Consider the following 23,774-nt stretch of genomic DNA (forward strand, 5'->3'; position numbering starts at 1 on the left):
CTATAGAAGCAAACCAGGAGATATTATGCTTTCTACCGTTCGGATCGCCGCGATTTCCGCGGCGATCGTCGCTGTTGCCGCGACGTCCACTGCCGCATTCGCCCAAAAGAAATACGACACCGGCGCAAGCGATACCGAGATCAAGGTCGGCAACATCATCCCCTATTCGGGACCAGCCTCCGCCTATGGCGTGATCGGCAAGACCGAAGAAGCCTACTTCAAGATGATCAACGATCGCGGCGGCATCAACGGCCGCAAGGTCAATTTCGTCAGCTATGACGACGCCTATTCGCCGCCGAAGGCGGTCGAGCAGGTGCGCAAGCTGGTCGAGAGCGACGAGGTATTGCTCGTCTTCAACCCGCTCGGCACCCCGTCCAACACCGCGATCCAGAAATACCTGAATTCCAAGAAGATCCCGCAGCTGTTCGTCGCGACCGGCGCCACCAAGTGGAACGACCCGAAGAACTTCCCGTGGACCATGGGCTGGCAGCCGAGCTACCAGAGCGAAGCGCAGATCTACGCCAAGTGGCTGATGAAGGAGAAGCCCGACGCCAAGATCGCGATCCTCTATCAGAACGACGATTTCGGCAAAGACTACCTCAAGGGCACCAAGGACGGCTTTGGCGCCAAGGCGGCCTCTAGCATCATCATGGAGGAGAGCTACGAGATTTCGGAGCCGTCGATCGACGGCCACATCGTCAAGATCAAGGCCGCCAATCCCGACGTGCTGCTGATCTACACCACGCCGAAGTTCGGCGCGCAGACCATCAAGAAGACCGCCGAGCTCGGCTGGAAGCCGCTGCAGATCATCACCAACGTGTCGGCCTCGGTCGGCAGCGTGATGCAGCCGGCCGGCTTCGACAACGCGCAGGGCGTGCTGTCGGCGGCCTACGCCAAGGACGGTGCCGACACGCAGTGGAACAACGACCCCGGCATGAAGAAGTGGGCCGAGTTTCTCGACAAGTACATGCCGGGCGCCGACAAGACCGACGGCGGCTATGTGTACGGCTATGGCGCCGCACAGACGCTCGCCAAGGTGCTCGAAATGTGCGGCGACGATCTCACCCGCGCCAACGTCATGAAGCAGGCAGCGAGCCTGAAGGACTTTACGCCTGACACCCTGCTGCCCGGCGTCAAGATCAACACGTCGGCCACCGACTTCGCCCCGATCGCCCAGCTGCAGATGCAGCGCTTCAAGGGGCAGAAGTGGGAACTGTTCGGCGACATCATTTCCGGCGACGTCCCCTCCGAGTGACGTTGCACTGCGGGAATAAAACAACAGCCTCCGCGATATCCGTCGCGGGGGCTTTTTGTTGACGCCCCGCGCCGATGGTATTGAATACTCCAAACAAAGAACCCGAGGTGGGGAAACCATGACTGCCGCACGTCCGTCCCTGACGGCGCTGTTGTCCGCATTCGCTCTGATCCTGACGAGCTGCAATGTCGCGCTGGCGCAGAAGAAATACGACACCGGGGCCAGCGACACCGAGATCAAGATCGGCAACACCATGCCCTACAGCGGCCCCGCCTCGGCCTATGGCACGATCGGCAAGACCGAGGCCGCCTACTTCAGGATGATCAACGATGCCGGCGGCGTCCACGGCCGCAAGATCAAGTTCATCTCCTACGATGACGGCTACTCGCCGCCCAAGACGGTGGAGCAGGCGCGCAAGCTGGTCGAGAACGACGAAGTGCTGCTGCTGTTCGGCTCGGTCGGGACCGCGACCAATGCGGCGATCCGGAAATACATGAACGAGAAGCAGGTGCCGCAGCTGTTCATCGCCTCCGGCGCCTCGAAGTGGAACGACCCGAAAGATTATCCGTGGACCATGGGCTGGCAGCCGTCCTACCAGGACGAGGCGCGGGTCTACGCAAAATACATCATGAAGCACAAGACCGACGCCAAGGTCGCCGTGCTCTACCAGAACGACGATTTCGGCAAGGACTACCTCAAGGGCCTGAAGGACGCCTTCGGCGACAAGGCATCGATGATCGTCGCCGAGGAGGCCTACGAGACATCCGAGCCCACGATCGACAGCCACATCGTCAAGCTGAAGGCCACCGGTGCCGACACCTTCGTCAGCATCACGACGCCGAAATTCGCGGCACAGGCGATCAAGAAGGCCGCCGAGATCGCGTGGACGCCGTTGCAGATCGTCGCCAATGTCTCGGCGTCGGTCGGCGGCGTGATGCAGCCGGCGGGCTTCGAGAATTCGCAGGGTATCCTATCGGCATCCTATCTCAAGGACGGCGCCGATCCGCAGTGGGACAAGGATCCCGGCATGGAAAAATTCCTCGCCTTCCTCAAGAAGAATTATCCCGACGCCAACAAGCTCGACGGCGCCACCTCGTTCGGCTACGCCGCCGCACAGACCATGGTGAAGGTGCTGGAGATGTGCGGTGACGACCTCACCCGCGCCAATGTCATGAAGCAGGCCGCAAGCCTGAAGGATTTCGTCCCCGGCACGCTGCTGCCGGGCATCAGCATCAACACCTCGGCCACCGATTTCGCACCGATCAAGCAACTGCGCCTGATGCGGTTCAAGGGCGAAAGGTGGGAGCTGTTCGGGGACATCATTTCGAGCAATCTGAGCAACTGATCGTCACGTCGGTCTGTTCGATCCGCTCGCTCAACTCAACAGCGTCGCTTTACTCGACCGCAATCTCCGCGGTTGGCTCCACGCACACGCGAACGCGTTGGCGGATTTTTGAGCAGCGGCCCGCCTTGAGGGTGGTCGACCAAAGACGAAGCCCCTGCGGCAATGCCGCAGGGGCTTTTCATTGAGACACCCCAGGTAAGGTGATAGTTTTTACGACCAATAATGAGCCCTCGAAACAGGGGGCCGCGACACATCATCGGCAATCAGGGAGAGAAACGGCATGTCTGCAATACGACAATTGACGGCATTTGCTGCTGCGCTTGCGCTCGTCGCCGCATCCGGCAGCGCGGCGCTTGCCCAGAAGAAATACGACACCGGCGCCTCCGACACCGAGATCAAGATCGGCAACATCATGCCCTATAGCGGAGCGGCCTCAGCCTATGGCGTGATCGGCAAGACCGAGGAGGCCTATTTCCGCAAGATCAACGCCGAGGGCGGCATCAACGGCCGCAAGATCACCTTCATCAGCTACGACGACGCTTACACTCCGCCGAAGACGGTCGAGCAGGCGCGCAAGCTGGTCGAGAGCGACGAGGTACTGCTGATCTTCAATTCGCTCGGCACGCCACCGAACTCGGCGATCCAAAAATACATGAACCAGAAGAAGGTGCCGCAACTGTTCGTCGCCACCGGCGCCACCAAGTGGAACGACCCGCAGAATTTCCCCTGGACGATGGGCTGGCAGCCCAACTACCAGAGCGAGTCCATCATCTATGCGAAGTACATCCTGAAGAACAAGCCGGATGCCAAAATCGCGGTGCTCTACCAGAACGACGACTACGGCAAGGACTATCTGAAGGGATTCAAGGACGGGCTCGGCGCCAAGGCCGCGTCGATGATCGTCGCCGAGGACAGCTATGAGGTGACGGAGCCGACCATCGACTCCCACATCGTCAGGCTCAAGGCCTCCGGCGCCGACGTATTCTTCAACATCACGACGCCGAAGTTCGCCGCACAGGCGATCAAGAAGAATGCCGAGCTCGGCTGGAAGCCGCTGCACTTCCTCAACAACGTCTCCGGATCGATCGGCAGCGTGATCAAGCCCGCGGGCTTCGAGAACGCCCAGGACATCGTCTCGTCGCAATATTTCAAGGATCCGACCGACGCGCAGTGGAAGACCGACAAGGCGATGATCGCCTGGAACGAATTCCTCGATAAGTACTATCCGGAAGCGAACCGGGCCGATGCCTCCGTGATGTACGCCTATATCGTCTCGCAGGGCCTGGTCCACGTGCTCAAGGCCTGCGGTGACAATCTGACCCGCGAGAACATCATGAAGCAGGCGGCCAGCATTCGCGATTACGAGCCCGGCGGCCTGCTGCCCGGCGTCAAGGTCAACACCTCGGCGACCGATTTCGCGCCGCTTTCGCAACTGCAATTGATCCGCTTCAAGGGCGAGACCTGGGAGCGCTTCGGCGAAGTCTTGAGCGCCGACGTCGGCGGTTAGGCCGGGAAGGTCGACCAAAGATACCGCCCCTGCGGCGTTTGCCGCAGGGGCTTCTCATTGAGGCGAACCGCCTAAAATGATAATCACTGCAGCCAAATAAAGAGCTCTCCAAGCAAGAGGGCCGAGACACATGACAAACAGGGAGAGAGACATAGATGTCCGCTACCAAGAAACTTGCGGTCCTCGGGGCCGCGCTCGCGCTCGTCGCGACATCCGGCAGCGCTGCGCTTGCCCAGAAGAAATACGACACCGGCGCCAGCGATACCGAGATCAAGATCGGCAACATCATGCCCTACAGCGGCCCGGCGTCCGCCTATGGCGTCATCGGCCGCACCGAGGCCGCCTATTTCAAGAAGGTCAACGACGCCGGCGGCATCAACGGCCGCAAGATCAACTTCATCTCCTATGACGACGCCTACTCGCCGCCGAAGGCCGTGGAACAGGCCCGCAAGCTGGTCGAGAGCGACGAGGTGCTGCTGATCTTCAACTCGCTCGGCACGCCGTCGAACTCGGCGATCCAGAAATACATGAACTCCAAGAAGGTGCCGCAGCTGTTCGTCGCCACCGGCGCCACCAAGTGGAACGACCCGAAGGACTTTCCCTGGACCATGGGCTGGCAGCCCAACTACCAGAGCGAGACCCAGATCTACGCCAAGTACATCCTGAAGAACATGCCGAACGCCAAGATCGCGGTGCTCTACCAGAATGACGATTACGGCAAGGATTATCTGAAGGGCCTGAAGGACGGGCTCGGCCAGAAGGCCGCCAGCATGATCGTCGCGGAAGAAAGCTTCGAGACCTCCCAGCCGACCATCGACAGCAACATCGTCAAGCTGAAGGCGAGCAACGCCGACGTCTTCATCGACATCGCGACGCCGAAATTCGCGGCCCAGGCGATCAAGAAGGTCGCCGAGATCGGCTGGAAGCCGACCCACTTCCTCAACAACGTGTCGGCCTCGGTCGGCAGCGTGATCAAGCCGGCCGGCTTCGAGAACGCGCAGGACATCATCTCCGCCGCCTACCTGAAGGACGCCTCCGACAAGCAATGGGACAATGACCCCGGCATGAAGGAGTTCTACGCCTTCATGGCCAAGGACTTCCCCGAAGGCGACAAGCTCGACGGCGGCACCGTGGTCGGCTTCGGCGTGGCGCAGACGCTGGTCCAGGTGCTGAAACAGTGCGGCGACAACCTCACCCGCGAGAACATCATGAAGCAGGCCGCGAGCCTGAAGGACTTCCGCACCGAGGTGCTGCTGCCTGGCGTCAAGATCAACACCGCGGCGAACGATTTCGCGCCGATCAGCCAGCTGCAGCTGATGAAGTTCAAGGGCGAGAAATGGGAACTGTTCGGCGAGGTCATCAGCGCCGACGTCGGCGGCTGATCTCCCGCCGCCCCTCGACCGGGAAAGGCCCCCTGCGATACCCTCGCAGGGGGCTTTTTGTCGGCGCATTTCCGGGCGAAGCGGGTACCGATTCGCGCGAAGAAAACGCGTCGGAAACCGGAATTTAAAGCCATGGCCTGCTCGCACGCCGGCCCGGGCAATGCCCGCTTACACTTTGCCCGGCAATACGCTAGGTAAACCGGCAAGACCCCCGACAAGAAACCGGCGCCCTTGCGCGGCGGCAACAACAAGGAGATTTCGGGAAATGCCGATGCCGATCCGACACCGTGTCGCAACCGCCCTGCTCGGCCTCGCCGTCGCCGCCGCGACCGGCAATGCCGCATGGGCGCAGAAGAAATACGACACCGGTGCGAGCGACACCGAGATCAAGATCGGCAACATCGTGCCCTATAGCGGCCCGGCGTCGGCCTATGGCGTGGTCGGCAAGGCGATGGCCGCGGTGTTCAAGAAGGTCAACGACGACGGCGGCATCAACGGGCGCAAGATCACTTTCGTCTCCTATGACGACGCCTACTCGCCGCCGAAGGCCGTCGAGCAGGCCCGCAAGCTGGTCGAGAGCGACGAGGTGCTGTTCCTGTTCGGCACGCTCGGCACCGCCTCCAACACCGCGATCCAGAAATATCTCAACGCCAAGAAGGTACCGCAGCTGTTCGTCGCCACCGGCGCGACCAAGTGGAACGATCCGAAGGCCTTCCCTTGGACCATGGGCTGGCTGCCCAGCTACCAGAGCGAGTCGCGGATCTACGCGAAATATCTGCTCAAGGAAAAGCCCGCCACCAAGGTCGCGGTGCTCTACCAGAACGACGACATGGGCAAGGACTACCTCAAGGGCCTGGAAGACGGCTTCGCCAGCGATCCCGCGCGCGTCGTCGCCAAGGAGAGCTATGAAGTCGCCGAGCCGACGATCGATTCCCATGTGGTGCGGCTGAAATCCTCCAATCCCGACGTCATCGTCTTCTTCACCACGCCGAAATTCGGCGCCCAGGCGATCAAGAAGCTCGGCGAGATGAACTGGAAGCCGGTGACCATCGTCTCCAACGTCTCGGCCTCCACCGCGACCGTGATGCGTCCGGCCGGCCTCGACAATGCGCAGGGCGTGATCTCGGCCGCCTACGCCAAGGACGCCAGCGATCCGCAGTGGAAGGATGACGCCGGCATGAAGGCGTTCGACGAACTGCTCGCCAAATACATGCCTGACACCAACCGCGTCGATGCCTCGGCGATGACCGGCTACAACATGGCGACCACGATGGTCGAGGTGCTGCGCCGCTGCGGTGACGACCTCACCCGCGCCAATGTGATGAAGCAGGCGGCGAGCCTGAAGCAATTCGCGCAGGGCGGCCTGCTGCCCGGCGTGACGCTGTCGACCGGGCCTGCCGACTTCCAGCCGATCGAACAGCTCCAGCTGATGCAGTTCAAGGGCGAGCGTTGGCAATTGTTCGGCGACGTCATCAGCGGCGAAGTCGGCGGCAATTAGAGCCGGAATGGATATTGCTTCGATCGAAACGGCCGCAATCTTCCCTTACCTCTCCCGCTTGCGGGGAAGGTCGGATCGCATCAAAGATGCGATCCGGGTGGGGGCTTTCGCCGCAATACGACTCGTGGCAGCACCCCCACCCTGACCTCCCCCGCAAGCGGGAGAGGGAACAGTACCTACGTCCCGACCCGCGCAAAGGCACAACCATGACCGACCGTCGTCCTTTCCTGCGTTCGATCTTCGATGCCGCTGTGGCGGCTGCGCATCCCGATGTCGTGCTGGCGTCGCGGCTGCGGCCGGTGCCGAAGGGACGGGTGATCTGTCTCTGCGCAGGCAAGGGCGCCGCGGCGATGGCCGCGGCGGCCGAGCGGCATTATCTCGACGCGCTCGAGCTCGATCCGTCGCGGCTGGTCGGCATCGCCACCACCCGCCACGGCCATGGCGTGCCGACCCGCCGCATCAAGGTGGTCGAGGCCGGCCACCCGGTGCCCGACGAGGCCGGGCTCAAGGCGGCGGACGACACGCTGCAGCTCGCCGCGACAGCGACCCCGGACGATCTCCTGCTGGTGCTTTTGACCGGCGGCGGTTCAGCGAACTGGATCGCGCCGGTCGACGGCGTGAGCTTTATCCAGAAGCAGCAGGTCAACCGCGCACTGCTGCGCTCCGGCGCGCCGATCGGTGAGATGAACACCGTGCGCAAGCATCTCTCGCGGATCAAGGGCGGACGGCTGGCGCGCGCCGGCCAGCACGCGGCCGAGATCGTCACGCTGGCGATATCGGACGTGCCGCATGACGATCCCTCCGCGATCGCCTCCGGGCCAACGGTGCCGGATCCGACCACGCTGGCGGACGCCCGCGCGCTGGTCGCCAAATACAATCTCTCGATCGACGACGCGGTCCGCCGCGCGCTCGACGATCCCGCGAACGAAAGCTGCAAGCCCGGCGATGCCGTCTTCGCGCGGGCGACATTCGAACTGCTGGCAAAGCCGAAGGCCTCGATCGGCGCCGCGGTGAAGGTCGCGCGGGACGCCGGCTACGAGACCATCGCGCTCGGCGCCGATCTCGAAGGCGAGGCCCGCGAGATCGCGGCCGCGCATGCGCGGCTTGCGCTGAAGGCGCGCAGCGAAGGCAAGCGGGTCGCGATCATCTCCGGCGGCGAGCTGACGGTGACGGTGCGCGGCAACGGCCGCGGCGGCCCCAACCAGGAATACGCGCTGGCGTTGGCCGGCCTGCTGAAGGATACGCCCGACGTCTCAGCGCTGGCCGCCGATACCGACGGCGCCGACGGCGGCGCCGGCAGCGCGACCGACCCGGCCGGCGCCGTGATCGACCAGGCGACATTCGCGAAGATGAAATCGATCGGCCTCGATCCGAAGGCCTATCTCGAGAACAACGATGCGACGGGGTTCTTCGCCCAGACCGGGGATTTGTTGCTGACCGGACCGACGCTGACCAACGTCAATGACGTGCGGGTGATTTTGGTGGATTAGGCCGTATCCTTGACGGACCCAAGGCCAGTCTCGGGCTGCGCCCAAAGCTCCTGATAGTTACGAAACTTCGCAAGCGTCTCGTCATATCGCGTCGGCTCGAGCACCGGCAAAATGCGCTTCAACACTGAGTTGATTGGCGCGGAGGTGTGCCGAACGTATAAGTCGATCGGATCAAGCAAGTGCCTCAGGTGCAGCTTTGGATCATAGTTCAGCCCGCTGCTGCGAAACCATTTGTACCCGTTGGCGATTGCCCAGCTCACCATGTCGCGAAACACATAATGATAGAGGTGCAGGTCTAAGGCGACATCGTAGTCGAGACCTATGTACTCCGCATAGATCGCGTCACCATGTACCATGCATGCGGCAAACGCGACGATCCGCTCGTTCTGACGCCAGAGGAAGAAGCGGACCTTGTCCCCCATCCGCCGCCCCAAGTCGCAGAAGTATCGTTCCGTCAGCTTCTCGAAGTGCAGTTTCGAACGCTGATAGACTTGGAAATACAATGGATAGATCTGCGCGATCACCGGCGTCGCGTCGTTGACGACGTTCATCTCGACGGATGGAGAGGCCCGCGCTGTCGCCTCAAACTTCTTGCGAAGTTTCTTGCGGGTTGCGCTGTTGAGCGCATGATTCATATAGTCATCGAAATTGGCGTAATCGATGCAAAGCCTGATCATGGGCAGGCTGGGGATGCGGGTGAAGCCGTGAGCGATCAAGCAGTCGAGGATTGGTCGGTATCGCGCCGGAAACTCTTTGAGCACGATCAGCCGCGCCCCGAGCCTGCGAGCATGTATTGCAATCGTGGAGGCCAGCAGTTCCGCGCAGCCTCGATGGCAGGCCTCGTCCCCGTCAAGATGACCTTCCCCTGCGACGCACCCGACCATGAGCGCACGGGCGCGCATCAAACCTGGCCACATCCGGCGAATGGCGTCGATGAGTACGCCAAACCGCGGCCTCGCACCGGCCAGCAAATCCAGGTCCATTAGGAAGAATGGCTGTACAGCACAAACCTGATCAACCGCATCTTTGATGAGGAAATACCGGTAATCGAACTCGGGATGAAGGGTATCCTCGACCAACTCATAGTATCGATGATCCTTGCGCTCGCTCGCGAAGGCGAACTGCCAGCGCGGACAACGCTCCAAATCGTTCCGCACGATGACTTGGAGACGCGGCGGACATTGCATCGGCACGCGTCTCGTGAGGTCGCCGATTTGGCTCGTCAAGTGCGCTGTTGCAGCTTCCGGCACGATCTCACGCTCGCCACGGATCCCGGCCCTAGGCAGCATTTATCACGGCGCCAAAACAAAGCAGCTAACATATCCGTCAGAAACTAACTCGTTAGTCATTTGCGATTTGGCGTTGGAGCAGAACACTCCTGATACGACCCGCATGCGCGGACACTCGCCGTCCAGCGCGGCATCCGGGGAGCGGACTCATGGCAGCGGTGATTGGAGTCACGGGACTTGCATTTGAGGCGCGGATCGCTGCAGACCTGCATACGCAGGCGATCTGCAGTGGCGATGGCAGCACGCTCGCGGAGTCTCTCGCGTCGGCAATTGCTGAGGATTGCTACGGTCTTATCAGCTTTGGCGTCGCGGGCGGCCTTTCGCCCGACCTCCCGGCAGGCGCATGCGTCGTAGCATCGACGATCGTTTCGGAAACGATTCAGCTCTTCACTGATCGAGACTGGTCGCAAGCCTTGCTTCGACTCATCCCCGGTTCGATTTATGGCCCTATTGCTGGTGTGACCACGGTCGCCATGCATCCAGAAGCGAAGCGCTCGCTGCATATGAGTACAGGCGCGCTGGCGGTCGATAACGAATCCCATGTGGCGGCGAGTGTCGCTGCAGCGCGCGGCCTCCCTATGACTGCCGTCCGCGTGATCATGGATCCGGCCGGTCGGCAGCTTCCTGCCGCCGCCCTGTCCGCAGTGCGTGCAAACGGGACGATCGATCTCGCTGCGCTGGTCCGTGCGACAATGAAACAGCCGAGCGAGTTACCGATGCTGCTTCGGACCAGTCTCGACGCACTGTCCGGATTTGCGGCACTGCTTCGCTGCCGTCGATTGCTTGGCCCTGGATTAGGGTTGCCTTCCTTGCAAGCAGAAGAGTCGGAGCCAAGTTCAAGTATCGTAGCGGACGATCGTATGATCGCCCTCTAGTCGCTTTTTTAGCCGAACGGGCTGCTATACCTGCCGACTGCGTGCGTGACCTCAACGCGCATTGAAAGTGAGGCCGGCGCGCTCCTTTAGACGCTTGCGCAAGGCCGGCCCCATCAGCGCGCCCGGCGTCCAGATGCCGCCCTCACCCTGCACGTCACGCACGACGCAGAGAGCGCTTTCGGTGATCATCTTGCTTGTCGAGCCATAGCCTGGATCGCGGTCGCCGGTGACAACGGCTTCGACCCGTCCGCCATCCGGCACCTCGCCCAGAAAGAAGATGTCGTAGAAGCCCCTCTCGCGCGCTTCCCGGGTCGGGCCTGCGCCGCGTTTGAGACCGCCGGTCCCGAACAAGGACACCACCGTGGCGAACGTCTCCGTCGTCACGCTCGCGATGTCCCCAAGTCCCGGCGCCACCATCATCTCGTCATAAACGAAGTCCCTGCCGTAGGGATGGCCCAACAGGAAGTTCGTGCGGTGCACGTTCTTGGTGTTGATCGGCGCCATCGGGAACGGCACGAGCCACGCGTGCATGCTCGTGTCATATTCGGGGACGAGGCCCGACGGCTGAGACGGCCCAGTGAAGCCCGGCGTCAACGCGAAGGGATCGGTCAGCAGCCGGATCAGGGCCGGGTCGCGCGCCGCGGCGGCCAGCGTCGCCTGAGCGCTCGCCGCGGTGCCGCCAGACATGCCACCCCTCACCTTGCGCAGACGGGCCTTCACCCGCCGCGCCGGGCGTCCGAATTTCTCGCGCGCCTTCTCCTGCAACGTGAGCACACCGAGATCGAACGGGATGGAATCGAAGCCACAGGAGAAGACGATGCGCGCGCCGGTCCGTTTTGCCTCTTCGTGATGGGCGTCGATCATACCCCGCATCCAGCCCGGTTCGCCGCAAAGATCAACATAGGCCGTGCCGGTGGCCGCGCATGCCGCCACTAGCTCGGGACCGTGAAGCTGATAGGGCCCGACCGTGGTGACGACCACGGTCGCGCGCTCGCACATCGAACGCAGGCTGGCCGGCTCGGCGGCATCCGCCTTCACTAACGGCAAATCGTCCGGTGCGCCGATGTCGGCACGCACTTTCTGGAGTTTGTCGGTCGAGCGTCCCGCAATTGCCCAGGACGGAGCATCGTCGCCGCGATAGGATGTCGCCAGATATTCGGCGATGAGACCCCCGGTGTAACCCGTCGCGCCATAGACGATGAGGTCGAAGTCCCGCTTCACGGCGTTGATCCTCCTCGAGCCCCCGGAAGCGCTCCCTTCAGATCCGTTAGCAACGCTCGGTACGCTTCGCGGCCATTTGCGAGGGGCCGGGCAACATACGGGCCATCGCGCTTGACGGACGATACCACAATTGCCGCCCTTCGGCGCGCAACCTCCCGGCGATTTCCGGTCCCCCCTTGAGAGCCATCGTGAGTACGGACGCTGGTCGGCGTGAGCCGAAGCAACAGCCGGCACATTTGAGCGCCTGTGGCCGCTTGCAAACGCCCTCCGACGGCCTACCATGGATTGGGGAATTCGCGTGCAGGAGCGAAGCCATGGAACTCACCGTGGTGCCCATCGTCAAGCCGGATGAGACCAACTTCATCTTCGGCCAGTCGCATTTCATCAAGACCGTGGAAGACCTTCACGAAGCGCTGGTGGGCACGGTTCCGCGCATCCGCTTCGGGTTGGCTTTCTGCGAGGCCTCCGGCAAGCGGTTGGTGCGCTGCTCCGGTAACGACGACGCCTCGCTCGCCCTGGCACGCGACAACGCATTGGCGATCGGCGCCGGTCACACCTTCCTGATTTTCCTCGGCGACGGGTTCTTTCCCGTCAACGTGCTCCCGGCGGTGCGCGCAGTGCCGGAGGTCTGCCGCATCTATTGCTCGACGGCCAATCCAACACAGGTGATCGTCGCGCAGACGCAGCTCGGGCGCGGCGTGCTCGGCGTGGTGGATGGCGCCTCGCCGCTGGGTGTCGAAACCGACGCCGACATTGCGTGGCGGAAGGATCTGCTGCGGAACATCGGCTACAAGCTTTAGACCGCGATGGTTCGCCGCCTGGCGGAGCCCGCATGCCGGATATGTATCAACCCAACGCGTCATTGCGAGCGGACGGGCCGTCGCGCTCTCTCAAAACTCCTGCGCGAGCTTCGCCAGCATCTCCAGCAGCGCGGCGTGGTTGGCCGGACCGAGCACCTCGATCAGCCGCGCCTCGTGCTTGTTGGCGACCAGCTTCTTGGCGCGCGCCAGCACGGCGCGGCCCTTGTCGGTCAGGACGAGGATGTGGGAACGGCGGTCGTTGGTGGAGCGCATCCGCGCGCAAAGGTCGCGGCTCTCCAGCGCGTCGAGCATCGCGACGAAATTCGGCCTGAGGATCCCGAGCGTGTTGGCGATCTCGGTCTGGTTGCGGCCCGGATTCTTGTCGAGCAGAAGCAGCACCGAGAACTGCGCCGGCGTCAGCTGCAGCGGCGCGACGCAGCGCAGGAAGTCCTCGAATACCCTGAGCTGCGCGCGCTTCAACGAATAGCCGAGCAATCCGGACAGTTCGCCCAATTGCAGCATGCTGTCGTCCCCGGCAGAATCGGCCGGTTCCCTGCGCAGGGCCCGCGACGAACGGAGGGCATCGGTGGCGGTCTTGGAAACAGTCATCGCTCCAGGCTCGCAATCCCGCTACAAGAATCCCGCACGACACTCGGGGACCTTGAGATTATATCTAATAATTGTTATAGACTATATCAAATGTCGGCAGCTTTCAACAGCCGATATCGGCCGACCTGACCGGCACGACCGGTTGAGGCGGTCCGACGCTTGAGGGGGAGCGCTCGGCCTTGAACACAACGATCATGCTGTTCCTGCTGCAGGACGGCATCACCAATGGCGCGATCTACGCACTGCTGGGGCTGGCCCTGGTGCTGGTGTTCGCGGTCACGCGGGTGATCCTGATCCCGCAGGGCGAATTCGTCACCTACGGCGCGCTGAGCTACGCCATGCTGGCGACCGGCCAGGTGCCCGGCACAGCGCGGCTTGCGGTCGCGATGGGCCTCGTCGCCTTCGCCCTCGACCTGTTCTTCGCCCGTAACGCGCTGCATGCGCGGCTGGTGATCCGCTCGGTCGCGCTCAACATCGCCTTTCCCGTCGCGCTGCTCGGTCTGATTTACGCGCTGGTCGGTCCCGGCACGCCGATCGCCGTCAACATCGCGCTCGCGCTCCTGATCGTGGCGGCGATCGGTTTGTTCCTCTACCGCATCGCGTTCCAGCCGATCGCGCACACTTCCGTGCTGGTGCTGCTGATCGCCTCGGTCGGCTGCCATCTGGCGCTGCAGGGCCTCGGCCTGGTGTTCTTCGGCGCCGAAGGCCTGCGCGCGCCTGCGCTGTCGAATGCCGCAGTAACCGCCGGCCCGCTGCGCTTCACCGGGCAGAGCCTTGCGGTCTACGGCCTAACGATCGGCTTCATCGTCGCCCTGTGGCTGTTCTTCGGCTACACCAAGACCGGCAAGGCGCTGCGCGCCACCGCGGTCAACCGCCTCGGCGCCCGCCTGGTCGGCATTCGCACCACGCTGTCCGGCCAGATCGCGTTCCTGCTCGCCTCCGTCATCGGCGCGATCTCCGGCATCCTGATCGTGCCGATCACCACGCTCTATTACGACACCGGTTTCCTGATCGGCCTGAAGGGCTTCATCGCCGCCATCATCGGCGGCCTGGTCAGCTATCCCCTGACCGCGGTCGCCGCCATCGTGGTCGGCATCGTCGAGGCCTTCTCATCGTTCTACGCCAGCAATTTCAAGGAAGTCATCGTGTTCACGCTGATCCTCCCCGTGCTCGTGTTGCGCTCCCTCGCGGCGCCCGAGGTCGAAGAAGAGAAGGATTGAGCGCGATGACGCAGCGCCTTCCCCTCATCATCTTCGCGCTCGTGATGGCGGTGATTCCGCTTGTCCCGGGCATCCCGCCGTTCTGGATCGTGCTGCTCGACAATATCGGCCTCGCCGCGCTGGTCGCGATGGGCCTCGTGCTGCTCACCGGCGTCGGCGGCCTGACCTCGTTCGGCCAGGCCGCGTTCTGCGGGTTCGGCGCCTACACCACGGCGGTGCTGACCACCGCCTACGGCGTCTCGCCCTGGCTGACGCTGCCGGCTTCGCTGTTGGTCAGCGGCATCGCCGCCGTGCTGCTCGGCATCGTCACGGTACGGCTATCCGGCCATTATCTGCCGCTCGGCACCATCGCCTGGGGCATCGGGCTGTTCTATCTGTTCAGCAAGCTCGAATTCCTCGGCCGCAACGACGGCATCTCCGGCATTCCCCCGCTGTCGATCGGCTCGTTCAAGATGCTGAGCCCGGATGCGATCTACTACGCGATCTGGGTCGCGGTGCTGCTGTCCGCGCTGCTGACCATGAACCTCTTGGACTCCCGCACCGGGCGCGCGATCCGCGCCTTGCGGCGCGGCCATGTTGCGGCGGAAGCGTTCGGCGTGCAGACGCCCCGCGCCAAGCTGTTGGTGTTCATCTATGCCGCGGTGCTGGCCGGCCTGTCCGGCTGGCTGTATGCGCATTTCCAGCGCGCCGCCAACCCAACGCCGTTCGGCGCGCAGGCCGGCATCGAGTATCTGTTCATCGCCGTGGTCGGCGGCGCGGGCTACGTCTGGGGCGGCGTGCTCGGCGCCGGCATCGTCGTGATCCTCAAGGAGGTGCTGCAGAGCTACCTGCCCTACATCTTCGGCGGCCAGAGCCAGCTCGAGACCATCGTGTTCGGCATCATGCTGGTGCTGCTGCTGCAGCTCGCGCCCCAGGGCGTCTGGCCCTGGCTGATGTCGCGGCTGCCGTTCAAGCCCGCCCGCAAGACCCCGGACACGTCCGTGAAGCTGGAGCACCGCGAACGGGCGCCAGGAACGTCTCCGATCCTTCTGCACATCGACAAGGCGCGCAAGCAGTTCGGCGGCGTGCTCGCGGTCAACGACGTCTCGTTCGACGTCAACGCCCGCGAGATCGTCGCGCTGATCGGCCCGAACGGCGCCGGCAAGAGCACGACCTTCAATTTGATCACCGGCGTCCTGACCGCGACCAGCGGCAAGATTTCAGTGCTCGGCAACGAGGTCGCGAACGCTCGGCCGCAGGAGGTGGTCAAGCTTGGCGTCTCCAGGACTTTTCAGCACGTCAAGCTGGTGCCCGACATGACCGTGCTGGAGAATGTCGCGATCGGCGCGCATCTGCGCGGCAATTCCGGCGCGATCTCCAGCATGCTGCGGCTCGACCGCGCTGATGAGGCGAGGCTGCTGGCGGAAGCCGCGCGGCAGATCGCGCGCGTCGGCCTGTCGGACCAGATCGACCAGCTCGCGGGCTCGCTGTCGCTCGGACAGCAGCGCATCGTCGAGATCGCCCGCGCGCTGTGCGTCGATCCGATGCTGCTGCTGCTCGATGAGCCGGCCGCCGGCCTGCGCCACATGGAGAAGCAGCGGCTGGCCGCGCTGCTCCGGCAATTGCGCGACGGCGGCATGTCGGTGCTGCTGGTCGAGCACGACATGGGGTTCGTGATGGATCTCGCCGACCGCATCGTGGTGCTGGATTTCGGTACCAAGATCGCCGAGGGCACGCCGGCCGCGATCAAGCGCAACCCCGACGTGATCAAGGCCTATCTCGGAGCCGCCGCATGAGTGCGCTGCTATCGGTGACCGACGTCCACATCTCCTACGGCAAGGTCGAGGCGGTGCGCGGCGTTTCGCTCGACGTCGCCCAGAACGAGATCATCACCATCATCGGTGCCAACGGCGCCGGCAAGACCACCTTGCTCAACGCCATCATGGGCGTGCTGCTGCTGAAGGGGCGCACCAACTTCGCCGGCGTCGACATGGCGCCGCTCGATATCGAGGACCGCGTCGCCACCGGCCTCAGCCTGGTGCCCGAGCATCGCGAATTGTTCGGCACAATGAATGTCGAGGACAATCTCGAGCTCGGCGCGTTCCGGATCGCGAAGGCCGTCGCGGCCGCCTCGCTGGAGCGGGTCTACACGCTGTTTCCGCGGCTCAAGGAGCGGCGCAAGCAGCTTGCCGGAACGCTGTCCGGCGGCGAGCAGCAGATGCTGGCGATGGGCCGCGCGCTGATGGGCGCGCCGAAGCTCTTGATGCTGGACGAGCCGAGCCTCGGCCTCGCTCCGATCATCGTCGCCGACATCTTCCGCATCGTCGGCGAGCTCCGCGCCGCCGGCGTCTCGGTGCTCCTCGTCGAGCAGAACGCCCAGGCCGCATTGCAGATCGCCGACCGCGCCTATGTCATGGAGCTCGGCGAGTTCGTGCTGTCAGGCCCCGCGACGGAGATCGCCGCCAACAAGGGCGTCGCCGCGAGCTATCTCGGCTTCCAGCACGAAGGCGAGAGCGCGATTTAGGACGCGCAACTCCACCGCGGAGAGACCGTCACCCCACCTCGCCGCGCATTACATGCGCGGCGATCCTCCCCCTCCAGGGAAGGATGAAGGCAGGTGCGCCTTCCGGGAAATGATTTCTGACCGCGCTTGCATTCGCGCAAGGATTGCGCTCCACTTCACCCTCCCCTGGAGGGGGAGGGTCGATTGCGCGCGCGATGCACAGCATCGCGGGTGCGATCGGGGTGGGGTGAAGCCACACAAATGGTCTCAACATCAATCCGCAGAGCCGCCGCGAAGAAGCTGCGCCAACACGACGCCGCATGAACGAATCCTGTGGCGCGCGCTGAGAGAGCTGCCAACGGACGGAACGCATTTTCGAAGGCAGGCACCGATTGGCCCTTACGTCGTCGATTTCTTCTGCCCGGCCAAGCGACTCATCGTCGAACTGGACGGCGGACACCACAACGACGATGAAGTGGCGAAGCGCGATCGTGCGCGACAAGAGTGGCTGGAGCGGGAAGGATATCGCGTCGTCAGGTTCTGGAATTCGGAGGTCAGTGAGGATTTGAATGCCGTGCTCGAACGGATCTATGTCGAGCTCTATGGCGCTCGCGAAGCGGAAGCTGCGCCGCTGAAGCACTACCGGCGGCGATAGACCACCACCCCACCCCGCTTCACATCGCTACTTGCGATGCGAAGCGACCCTCCCCCTCCAGGGGAAGGTAAGAAAAAGCCGGCCCTTTATCGGGACCGGCTTCTTCGTTTCAGAGATCGCGACCGGCTTACATCGCCGGGACGTATTTGCCGTCCTTGACCGTCAGGAGGATGCGCGAACGATCGTCGAGGCCGTAGCGATCCTTTTCGGTCCAGTTGTAGACGCCCTGGGTCGCGACGATCTCCTTCTCGGAGATGAAGGCCTTGCGGATCGCCTCGCGGAATTCCGGCGTGCCGGGCTTGGCGGTCTTCAGCGCCACCGGGATGATGCGCTTCATCACCTCGAAGGCATCGTACGAGTGGCCGGCGAACTGGCTGCGGCTGTTGGCGCCGTACTTGGCTTCATAGGCCGTATTCAGCGCGAGGCCGGGCTTCTTGGTCAGCGCGCTGTCGGGCTGGGTTTCCGGCGACATGATCGGGCCGGCCGACATGATGACGCCTTCCGCGGCCGCACCGGCGATGCGGATGAAGTCCATGCTGGCGGCGCCGTGGGTCTGGTAGATCAGACCCTTGTAGCCGCGCTCGCGCAGCGCGGTCTGCGGCAGCGCCGCGGCGGTGCCGGAAGCACCGACCAGGATGGCGTCGGGATTGGCGGCGACGAGCTTCAGCACCTGGCCGGCGACCGAGGTATCCGGACGCGCAAAGCGCTCCTCGTCGGTCATGGTCAGGCCCATCGGCACGGCCTGCGCCTTGAAGTCGTTGACCCAGAGATCGCCGTAGGAATCCGAATAGCCGATATAGCCGACGGTCTTGATGTTGTGCGCCTTCATGTGCTCGTAGAGCACCTTGCCCATGATCGGAATCGACTGCGGCAGGTCGACCGACCACTTCATGCGCGCCTCGTTGATCGGGAACGGCGCGAGGCCGAAATGCGGGATGCCGGCCTCGTTGGCGACCGTCGACACCGCGATCGACGGCGGCGTGGTGCAGGAGCCCATGATGATGTCGGCCTTGGACTCGGTGACGAAGCGCCGCGCGTTGGTCGTCGCGGCCGTCGGATCGCCACCGTCGTCGAGCACGATCAGCTTCAGCGGTACGCCGCCGATCTCCTTCGGCACGAAATCGAGCGCGTTGCGCTCGGGAATGCCGAGCGCCGCGGCGGGCCCCGTGGTCGAGATCGAGATGCCGATGGTGATTTCATTGGTCTGCGCCAGTGCGGGCGCGCCCGGCAGCGCGATGGCTGCTGCGAGCGCCGCGGCGAGAGTGGCCTTCCTCATTCATTCCTCCCTGCAGTTAAGTTTTTTGGGTTTAAACCGGTTTTGCGGGCCAATTCAGCCCCTTCTTTAGAGCATGATCCGGAAAAGTGGAAACCGGTTTTCCGAGAGAATCATGCTCCGAAAGTCGAGCCATGAAGGGTGCGAGTCAGCCCTTCATGAAGCGGTCAATGATCTCCTGCGGAAACGGCGCCGATTTCAGCTTGGCGGGATCGTCCGGGTGGCGGCCGACCAGCACCCTGGTCTCGAACGCCTCGATCGCCAACGCCTCGCCCTTGAACACGCGGTGCACCACCTCGAAGCTCGAGCGCTTGATGCTCTCGACCCGGCTCTCGATGGTAATCCAGTCGCCATGGGTCGACGGGATGTGAAATTTCGCCCGCGTGTCGACCATGGGAATGCCGACCAGGCCGTATTTGTGGACGAGGTCCTGCTTCGAATAGCCGGCGGCTTCGAACATGATCGAGGTCGAGTCGTCGAACATCGCAAAATAGCGCGGGTAATAGACGATGTTGGCGGGGTCGCAATCGCCCCACTGGATCTGCACGTCGCGCCGATTGACGAACATGGTTTATCCTCGATCGAGCATGAGCGATCCGGAAGGGCGTTCATGCTCTTCCGGATCATGCTTCAGCGCGGCGCCATCCGGAGCGCGGCATCGAGCCGCACCACTTCGCCGTTCAGATAGGGGTTGTCGATCATGTGCAGCGCCAGCGAGGCGAACTCGTCGGCCTGGCCGAGCCGGCGCGGGAACGGGATCGCGGCGGCGAGCGAATCCTGCGCTTCCTGCGGCAGGCCGGCCAGCAGGGGCGTCATGAACAGGCCGGGCGCGATGGTCAGAACGCGGATGCCGAATTGCGCGAGCTCGCGCGCGATCGGCAGCGTCATCGCGACGATGCCGCCCTTCGATGCCGAATAGGCCGCCTGCCCGATCTGGCCGTCATAGGCCGCGACCGAGGCCGTTGAGATCACGACGCCGCGCTCGCCGGTTGCGAGCGGCTCGAGCTTGGCCATGTCAGCGGTCGCAAGCCGCAGCATGTTGAACGAGCCGATCAGGTTGACCTTGATCACCTTGTCGAAGTCGCCCAGCGCCATCGGCCCCTCGCGACCGATCACGCGTTTTGCCACCCCAATGCCGGCACAGTTCACCAGCACGCGCGCGGGGCCGTGCGCCTTGGCGGCGGCGGCCACCGCGGCCTCGGCCGCCGCAGCATCGGCGACGTCGCAGACGACGGGAATGCCGCCGATCTCCGCCGCGACGCTCTCGGCGAGCTTGGCGTTGAGATCGCAGACCGCGACCTTGGCGCCCTGCGCGGCGAGACGGCGCGCGGTCGCAGCGCCCAATCCCGATGCACCGCCGGTGACGATGGCGGCCTGGTCCTTCAACTGCATGGCTTTCTCCTGTTCGAGAACTAGACTGACGTGATCACCGATGCCGGCGGCACCGGCGCATAAAGCGCTTCGATGATGTCCGTGCGATGCTCCAGCACCGCGCGCTGGTTGATCGAGCCCTTGTCGGTGACCTCGCCGCGATCGATCGACAGCGGCGTGTCGAGCAGGATCGCGCGCGCGATCCGGTTCGACGAGCCGGTGGCGCCGGCCAGGACGCGCGCGAAGCGCTCGCGGAAGGCCGTCCGCACCAGCGGATCATTGGCCGCGACGGCGATGTCGCCAGAGGCGAGCTGCGGATTGATCAGGCGGCAGCCGTCGAGATCGAGGATCACGATCGCGGCGAGCTCGTCGCGGTTGAGCCCCGCGATCACGACGTCGCGCACCAGCGGCGCGCAGGTGCCGACGAAGCGCGCCCGCAACGGTCCGACGCTGACCCAGGTGCCGCTCGCCAGCTTGAAATCCTCGGCGATGCGGCCGTCGAAATCGAAACCGGCATCAAGATCACCAGCGTCGGCAGGCTTCAGCGCGTCGCCGAACTTGTAAAAGCCCTCCTCGTCGAACGCCTTGGCGGTCAGCTCGGGCTGCCGCCAATAGCCCGGGGTCACGTTCGGGCCCTTGGCGCGGACCTCGAGCTTGCCGTTGTTCGGAACGAGCTTCGCGTCATTGCCCGACACCGGAAGCCCGACATGGCCGGAGCGGCTGGTATCCGGGCGCACCGACATGAAGAACGGCGAAGTCTCGGTGGCGCCGAGGCCGGTCAGCATGGGCACGCGATAGCCCTTCTCCTGCACGGCGAGCGCATCGAGGCTGTTCCAGACGAACGGCGACAGCGCGGCGCCCGAGAAGAACATCGCATGCAGCCGGTCGAAGAATTTTGCCCGCAGACCGGCGTCGTCGCGCAGATAGGGCAGCAGCGATTCATAGCCCTTGGGCACGTTGAAATAGACCGTCGGCGAGATCTCGCGCAGGTTACGCACCGTCTCCTCGATGCCGCCGGGCATCGGCTTGCCCTCATCGAGATACATCGAGCCGCCGTTATAGAGCGTCAGCCCGACGTTATGGTTGCCACCAAAGGTGTGATTCCACGGCAGCCAGTCGACGATCACCGGCGGCTCGTCCTTGAGGAACGCCAACGTCTCGCGCAGCATCACCTGGTTGGCGCAGATCATGCGCTGGGTGTTAATAACGGCCTTGGGATTGCCGGTCGACCCCGACGTCAGCAGGAATTTCGCGATCGTGTCCGGACCGATTGCCGCATGGGCCGCATCGAGGCGCGGGTCTTCCGGCGTCGCCAAGAGGCCGGCAAGGCGCGTCACCTCACGGCCGGGCACGGTGCCGCGGCTCGCGGCGATCTCGACATCGGATCCGATATTGGCACGCAGCGCGTCGGCGAATTTATCGGCATCGTCGACAAAGATGAGGCCCGGCGTCAGAAGCTTGATGACGAAGCTGAGCTTGCCATAGTCGCGCGACACCAGCGAATAGGCCGGCGACACCGGGCAGAACGGAACGCCGGCATAGAGCGCGCCGAGCGCCATCAGGGCATGATCGATCGAATTGCCCGACAGGATCACGATCGGCCGCTCGGCCGACAATCCGCGCGCGATCAATGCGGAGGCGATGCGCCTGATAGACTCGAGCAATTGCGCGTAGGTGATTTGCCGCCAGCCGCCACCGGGGGCACGCTCGGCCATGAACACGCGGTTCGGCTCGGCCTTTACCCAGTGGTGCAGGCGATCGGTGAGGCGAACCGGAAAATCGGCGAGGCTGAGCTTCGGTCGGAGATAGATGGTGCCGTCGTCGCGGCGCTCGACGGTAACGTCGGGATTGCCGAACGAGATCGGGCGCAGCGGATGCGCGCTCGCAGTGTTCGCAGACGGCGCGGCGCTCATGTCGGCTTTACCTTGGCGGTCTTGCGATCAAGAAACGCGCGGATGCGCTTCTTGGCTTCCTTGTCGCTCTGCGCCACCGTCGCCATCAGCGATTCCATCAACAGGCCGGTCTGCGGATTGGCCTCGGCGATCATCGGCAGCGCCTGCAACACGGCGAAGTTGGTCAGCGGCGCATTGGCGGCGACGCGCTCGGCAAGCTCCAGCGCTTTCGGCAGCGCGCCGTCGGCCTCGGTGAGGTATTGCGAGAAGCCGTAGGCGGCGCCCTCGGTCGCCGAATAGACCCGCCCGGTCAGCATCATGTCCGCCATCCTGGGCACGCCGATCAGGCGCGGCAGCCGCACCGATCCGCCGCCGCCGACGAAGATGCCGCGCTGGCCCTCGGGCAGCGCGAAATAGGCCGACGGCTCGGCGACGCGGATATGCGCGGCGCAAGCCAACTCCAGTCCGCCGCCGATCACCGCGCCCTTCAGTGCGGCGATGACAGGCACGCGGCAATACTGGATGCGGTCGAACACGCGATGCCACATCTGGGAATGCACCAGGCCCTCGGTGGCGTCGCGCTCGGTCAGTTCGGAGAGGTCGAGGCCGGACGAGAAGTGGTCGCCGATGCCATGGATGACGACGGCGCCGACCGCATCCGGTATCGCGGAGAAGCAATCCCGCAGCGCCAGGATGATGCCGTCGTTCAGCGCATTGCGCTTGGCGGGACGGTTCAGCCCGACCGTCAGCACCGCCCCTCGCGTCTCGATCCTGAGCAGCGAGGCGTCTCCCTCGCCGGCAGCGTTTCCCATGGCGTTATTGTTTCCCGTTCAGAATAGTTATGTTTTATAACGATTAGCGGGAGAGTCAATATGGGCGCGCACGGCTGGTGGCCATCGACCCTTCGAGACGGCCGCTGCGCGGCCTCCTCAGGGTGACGGTGATGGAGTTGATACGCGCGGCTCCCTCCACCCGTCGTCCCTGCGAAAAGCGGGGACCCATAACCACAAACGGTTATTGCTGCGCGACGGCGGAACGACGAGTCCCGTTCACGGCACAGACCGCGGAGTATGGGTCCCTGCTTCGCAGGGACGACACCGAATGTGTGGCGGATCCCGGCGGGTGAGACGGCAAGTGTGCGAAGCTACAGCACCTGATGCACGTCGATCACGACGCGGTCGGCGTGGCGGGCGGCGGAGCCGACGAAGATGTGCTGCATCAGCCAGCGGTAGTTTTCGGCGCCGGTTTCGAATTTCGGCACGGTGCGGAAATAGATCAGCTTCGGGTCGACCGGCTCGCCGCGCTTCAGCTTCTGCAACAGCTCGACCGGCCCGAAGCGGATGCCCTTGTTCTCGACATAGACGACGGCGCCGTCGTCGGTCTCGAACGCATATTTCGCCTCCAGCTCGATCAGCTCATTGGGCCGGATGATCTGGAAGTCCGCACCGAACGCCAGCACCTTGCCGTTGACCTTCTCGCCCTTCACCTCGCCGCCGATGATCGGAATGATGCGGCGGACGCCGGTGCCGATGTCGCCGGCGGACGTCACCTCCGCGATCCGGGCGGTGATGGTGAAGACGTATCTGGTCTCAAGCTCGGGATTCATAGGC

At 63.9% G+C, this 23,774-nt stretch carries 21 protein-coding genes; 12 read left to right on the forward strand and 9 right to left on the reverse strand.

Annotation, left to right across the window (positions count from 1 at the left end):
* The first annotated feature begins 25 nt into the window (after positions 1-25).
* From J2R76_RS24545 to J2R76_RS24570, 6 genes are all read left to right on the forward strand, one after another.
* A complete protein-coding gene (locus J2R76_RS24545) occupies positions 26-1,255 on the forward strand; it encodes an ABC transporter substrate-binding protein (protein ID WP_028338101.1) in 1,230 nt (409 codons plus the stop codon).
* Between the two features lie 118 nt (positions 1,256-1,373).
* Positions 1,374-2,600: an ABC transporter substrate-binding protein gene (locus tag J2R76_RS24550; protein ID WP_253625105.1), complete on the forward strand. Its 1,227-nt coding sequence runs from the start codon at positions 1,374-1,376 to the stop codon at positions 2,598-2,600.
* Between the two features lie 280 nt (positions 2,601-2,880).
* On the forward strand, positions 2,881-4,107 hold the full coding sequence (locus J2R76_RS24555; RefSeq protein WP_076832477.1) for an ABC transporter substrate-binding protein: 1,227 nt from the start codon (positions 2,881-2,883) through the stop codon (positions 4,105-4,107).
* A gap of 155 nt (positions 4,108-4,262) precedes the next feature.
* A complete protein-coding gene (locus J2R76_RS24560) occupies positions 4,263-5,489 on the forward strand; it encodes an ABC transporter substrate-binding protein (RefSeq protein ID WP_057016010.1) in 1,227 nt (408 codons plus the stop codon).
* A 265-nt stretch (positions 5,490-5,754) separates the two neighbouring features.
* Positions 5,755-6,987, forward strand: a complete 1,233-nt coding sequence (locus J2R76_RS24565; RefSeq protein ID WP_253625106.1) for an ABC transporter substrate-binding protein — start codon at positions 5,755-5,757, stop codon at positions 6,985-6,987.
* A 206-nt stretch (positions 6,988-7,193) separates the two neighbouring features.
* Positions 7,194-8,477: a glycerate kinase gene (locus J2R76_RS24570; RefSeq protein ID WP_229189409.1), complete on the forward strand. Its 1,284-nt coding sequence runs from the start codon at positions 7,194-7,196 to the stop codon at positions 8,475-8,477.
* On the opposite strand, the gene J2R76_RS24575 is transcribed toward J2R76_RS24570, so the two are convergent.
* Positions 8,474-9,703, reverse strand: a complete 1,230-nt coding sequence (locus tag J2R76_RS24575) for a GNAT family N-acetyltransferase (RefSeq protein WP_375166581.1) — start codon at positions 9,701-9,703, stop codon at positions 8,474-8,476. The genes J2R76_RS24570 and J2R76_RS24575 overlap by 4 nt on opposite strands.
* A gap of 212 nt (positions 9,704-9,915) precedes the next feature.
* Here J2R76_RS24575 and J2R76_RS24580 point away from each other — a divergent pair, with 212 nt between their 5' ends.
* Positions 9,916-10,641: an adenosylhopane nucleosidase gene (locus J2R76_RS24580; RefSeq protein WP_253625108.1), complete on the forward strand. Its 726-nt coding sequence runs from the start codon at positions 9,916-9,918 to the stop codon at positions 10,639-10,641.
* A gap of 51 nt (positions 10,642-10,692) precedes the next feature.
* Here J2R76_RS24580 and J2R76_RS24585 read toward each other — a convergent pair whose 3' ends face one another.
* Entirely contained in the window at positions 10,693-11,862 is a 1,170-nt protein-coding gene (locus J2R76_RS24585) for a trans-acting enoyl reductase family protein (RefSeq protein WP_253625109.1), read from the reverse strand.
* A gap of 314 nt (positions 11,863-12,176) precedes the next feature.
* On the opposite strand from J2R76_RS24585, the gene J2R76_RS24590 reads away from it, so the two are divergent.
* The gene (locus tag J2R76_RS24590; RefSeq protein ID WP_253625110.1) at positions 12,177-12,662 is read left to right on the forward strand and encodes an adenosine-specific kinase; all 486 of its coding nucleotides are present in this window, start codon (positions 12,177-12,179) and stop codon (positions 12,660-12,662) included.
* A gap of 90 nt (positions 12,663-12,752) precedes the next feature.
* Here the strand turns inward: J2R76_RS24590 and J2R76_RS24595 are convergent, their stop codons facing one another.
* A complete protein-coding gene (locus J2R76_RS24595) occupies positions 12,753-13,271 on the reverse strand; it encodes a MarR family winged helix-turn-helix transcriptional regulator (protein WP_028336531.1) in 519 nt (172 codons plus the stop codon).
* Between the two features lie 179 nt (positions 13,272-13,450).
* On the opposite strand from J2R76_RS24595, the gene J2R76_RS24600 reads away from it, so the two are divergent.
* The 4 genes from J2R76_RS24600 to J2R76_RS24615 all read left to right on the forward strand — a co-directional run bounded on the left by J2R76_RS24600 (position 13,451) and on the right by J2R76_RS24615 (position 17,628).
* A complete protein-coding gene (locus J2R76_RS24600) occupies positions 13,451-14,491 on the forward strand; it encodes a branched-chain amino acid ABC transporter permease (protein WP_028336532.1) in 1,041 nt (346 codons plus the stop codon).
* A 5-nt stretch (positions 14,492-14,496) separates the two neighbouring features.
* Positions 14,497-16,266, forward strand: a complete 1,770-nt coding sequence (locus J2R76_RS24605) for an ATP-binding cassette domain-containing protein (protein ID WP_253625111.1) — start codon at positions 14,497-14,499, stop codon at positions 16,264-16,266.
* A complete protein-coding gene (locus tag J2R76_RS24610) occupies positions 16,263-16,994 on the forward strand; it encodes an ABC transporter ATP-binding protein (protein WP_253625112.1) in 732 nt (243 codons plus the stop codon). The genes J2R76_RS24605 and J2R76_RS24610 overlap by 4 nt, the downstream gene beginning before the upstream one ends.
* Positions 16,995-17,220: 226 nt before the next feature.
* Complete coding sequence (locus tag J2R76_RS24615; RefSeq protein WP_253625113.1) at positions 17,221-17,628, forward strand: endonuclease domain-containing protein; 408 nt, start codon at positions 17,221-17,223, stop codon at positions 17,626-17,628.
* A gap of 127 nt (positions 17,629-17,755) precedes the next feature.
* Here the strand turns inward: J2R76_RS24615 and J2R76_RS24620 are convergent, their stop codons facing one another.
* The 6 genes from J2R76_RS24620 to J2R76_RS24645 all read right to left on the reverse strand — a co-directional run bounded on the left by J2R76_RS24620 (position 17,756) and on the right by J2R76_RS24645 (position 23,770).
* Positions 17,756-18,904: an ABC transporter substrate-binding protein gene (locus J2R76_RS24620; protein ID WP_076832497.1), complete on the reverse strand. Its 1,149-nt coding sequence runs from the start codon at positions 18,902-18,904 to the stop codon at positions 17,756-17,758.
* Between the two features lie 145 nt (positions 18,905-19,049).
* A complete protein-coding gene (locus tag J2R76_RS24625; RefSeq protein WP_092085351.1) occupies positions 19,050-19,469 on the reverse strand; it encodes a thioesterase family protein in 420 nt (139 codons plus the stop codon).
* A gap of 62 nt (positions 19,470-19,531) precedes the next feature.
* Entirely contained in the window at positions 19,532-20,293 is a 762-nt protein-coding gene (locus J2R76_RS24630; RefSeq protein WP_092085349.1) for an SDR family NAD(P)-dependent oxidoreductase, read from the reverse strand.
* Between the two features lie 20 nt (positions 20,294-20,313).
* Positions 20,314-22,185, reverse strand: a complete 1,872-nt coding sequence (locus tag J2R76_RS24635) for a feruloyl-CoA synthase (protein ID WP_253625114.1) — start codon at positions 22,183-22,185, stop codon at positions 20,314-20,316.
* Positions 22,182-22,976, reverse strand: coding sequence for a crotonase/enoyl-CoA hydratase family protein (locus J2R76_RS24640; protein WP_168857598.1), 795 nt, complete (start codon positions 22,974-22,976; stop codon positions 22,182-22,184). The genes J2R76_RS24635 and J2R76_RS24640 overlap by 4 nt, the downstream gene beginning before the upstream one ends.
* Positions 22,977-23,308: 332 nt before the next feature.
* The gene (locus tag J2R76_RS24645) at positions 23,309-23,770 is read right to left on the reverse strand and encodes a DUF3237 domain-containing protein (RefSeq protein WP_076832505.1); all 462 of its coding nucleotides are present in this window, start codon (positions 23,768-23,770) and stop codon (positions 23,309-23,311) included.
* Between the last annotated feature and the right edge of the window lie 4 nt (positions 23,771-23,774).

The organism is Bradyrhizobium sp. USDA 4532, from assembly GCF_024171315.1.
In the GTDB taxonomy this organism is placed as follows: domain Bacteria; phylum Pseudomonadota; class Alphaproteobacteria; order Rhizobiales; family Xanthobacteraceae; genus Bradyrhizobium; species Bradyrhizobium australafricanum.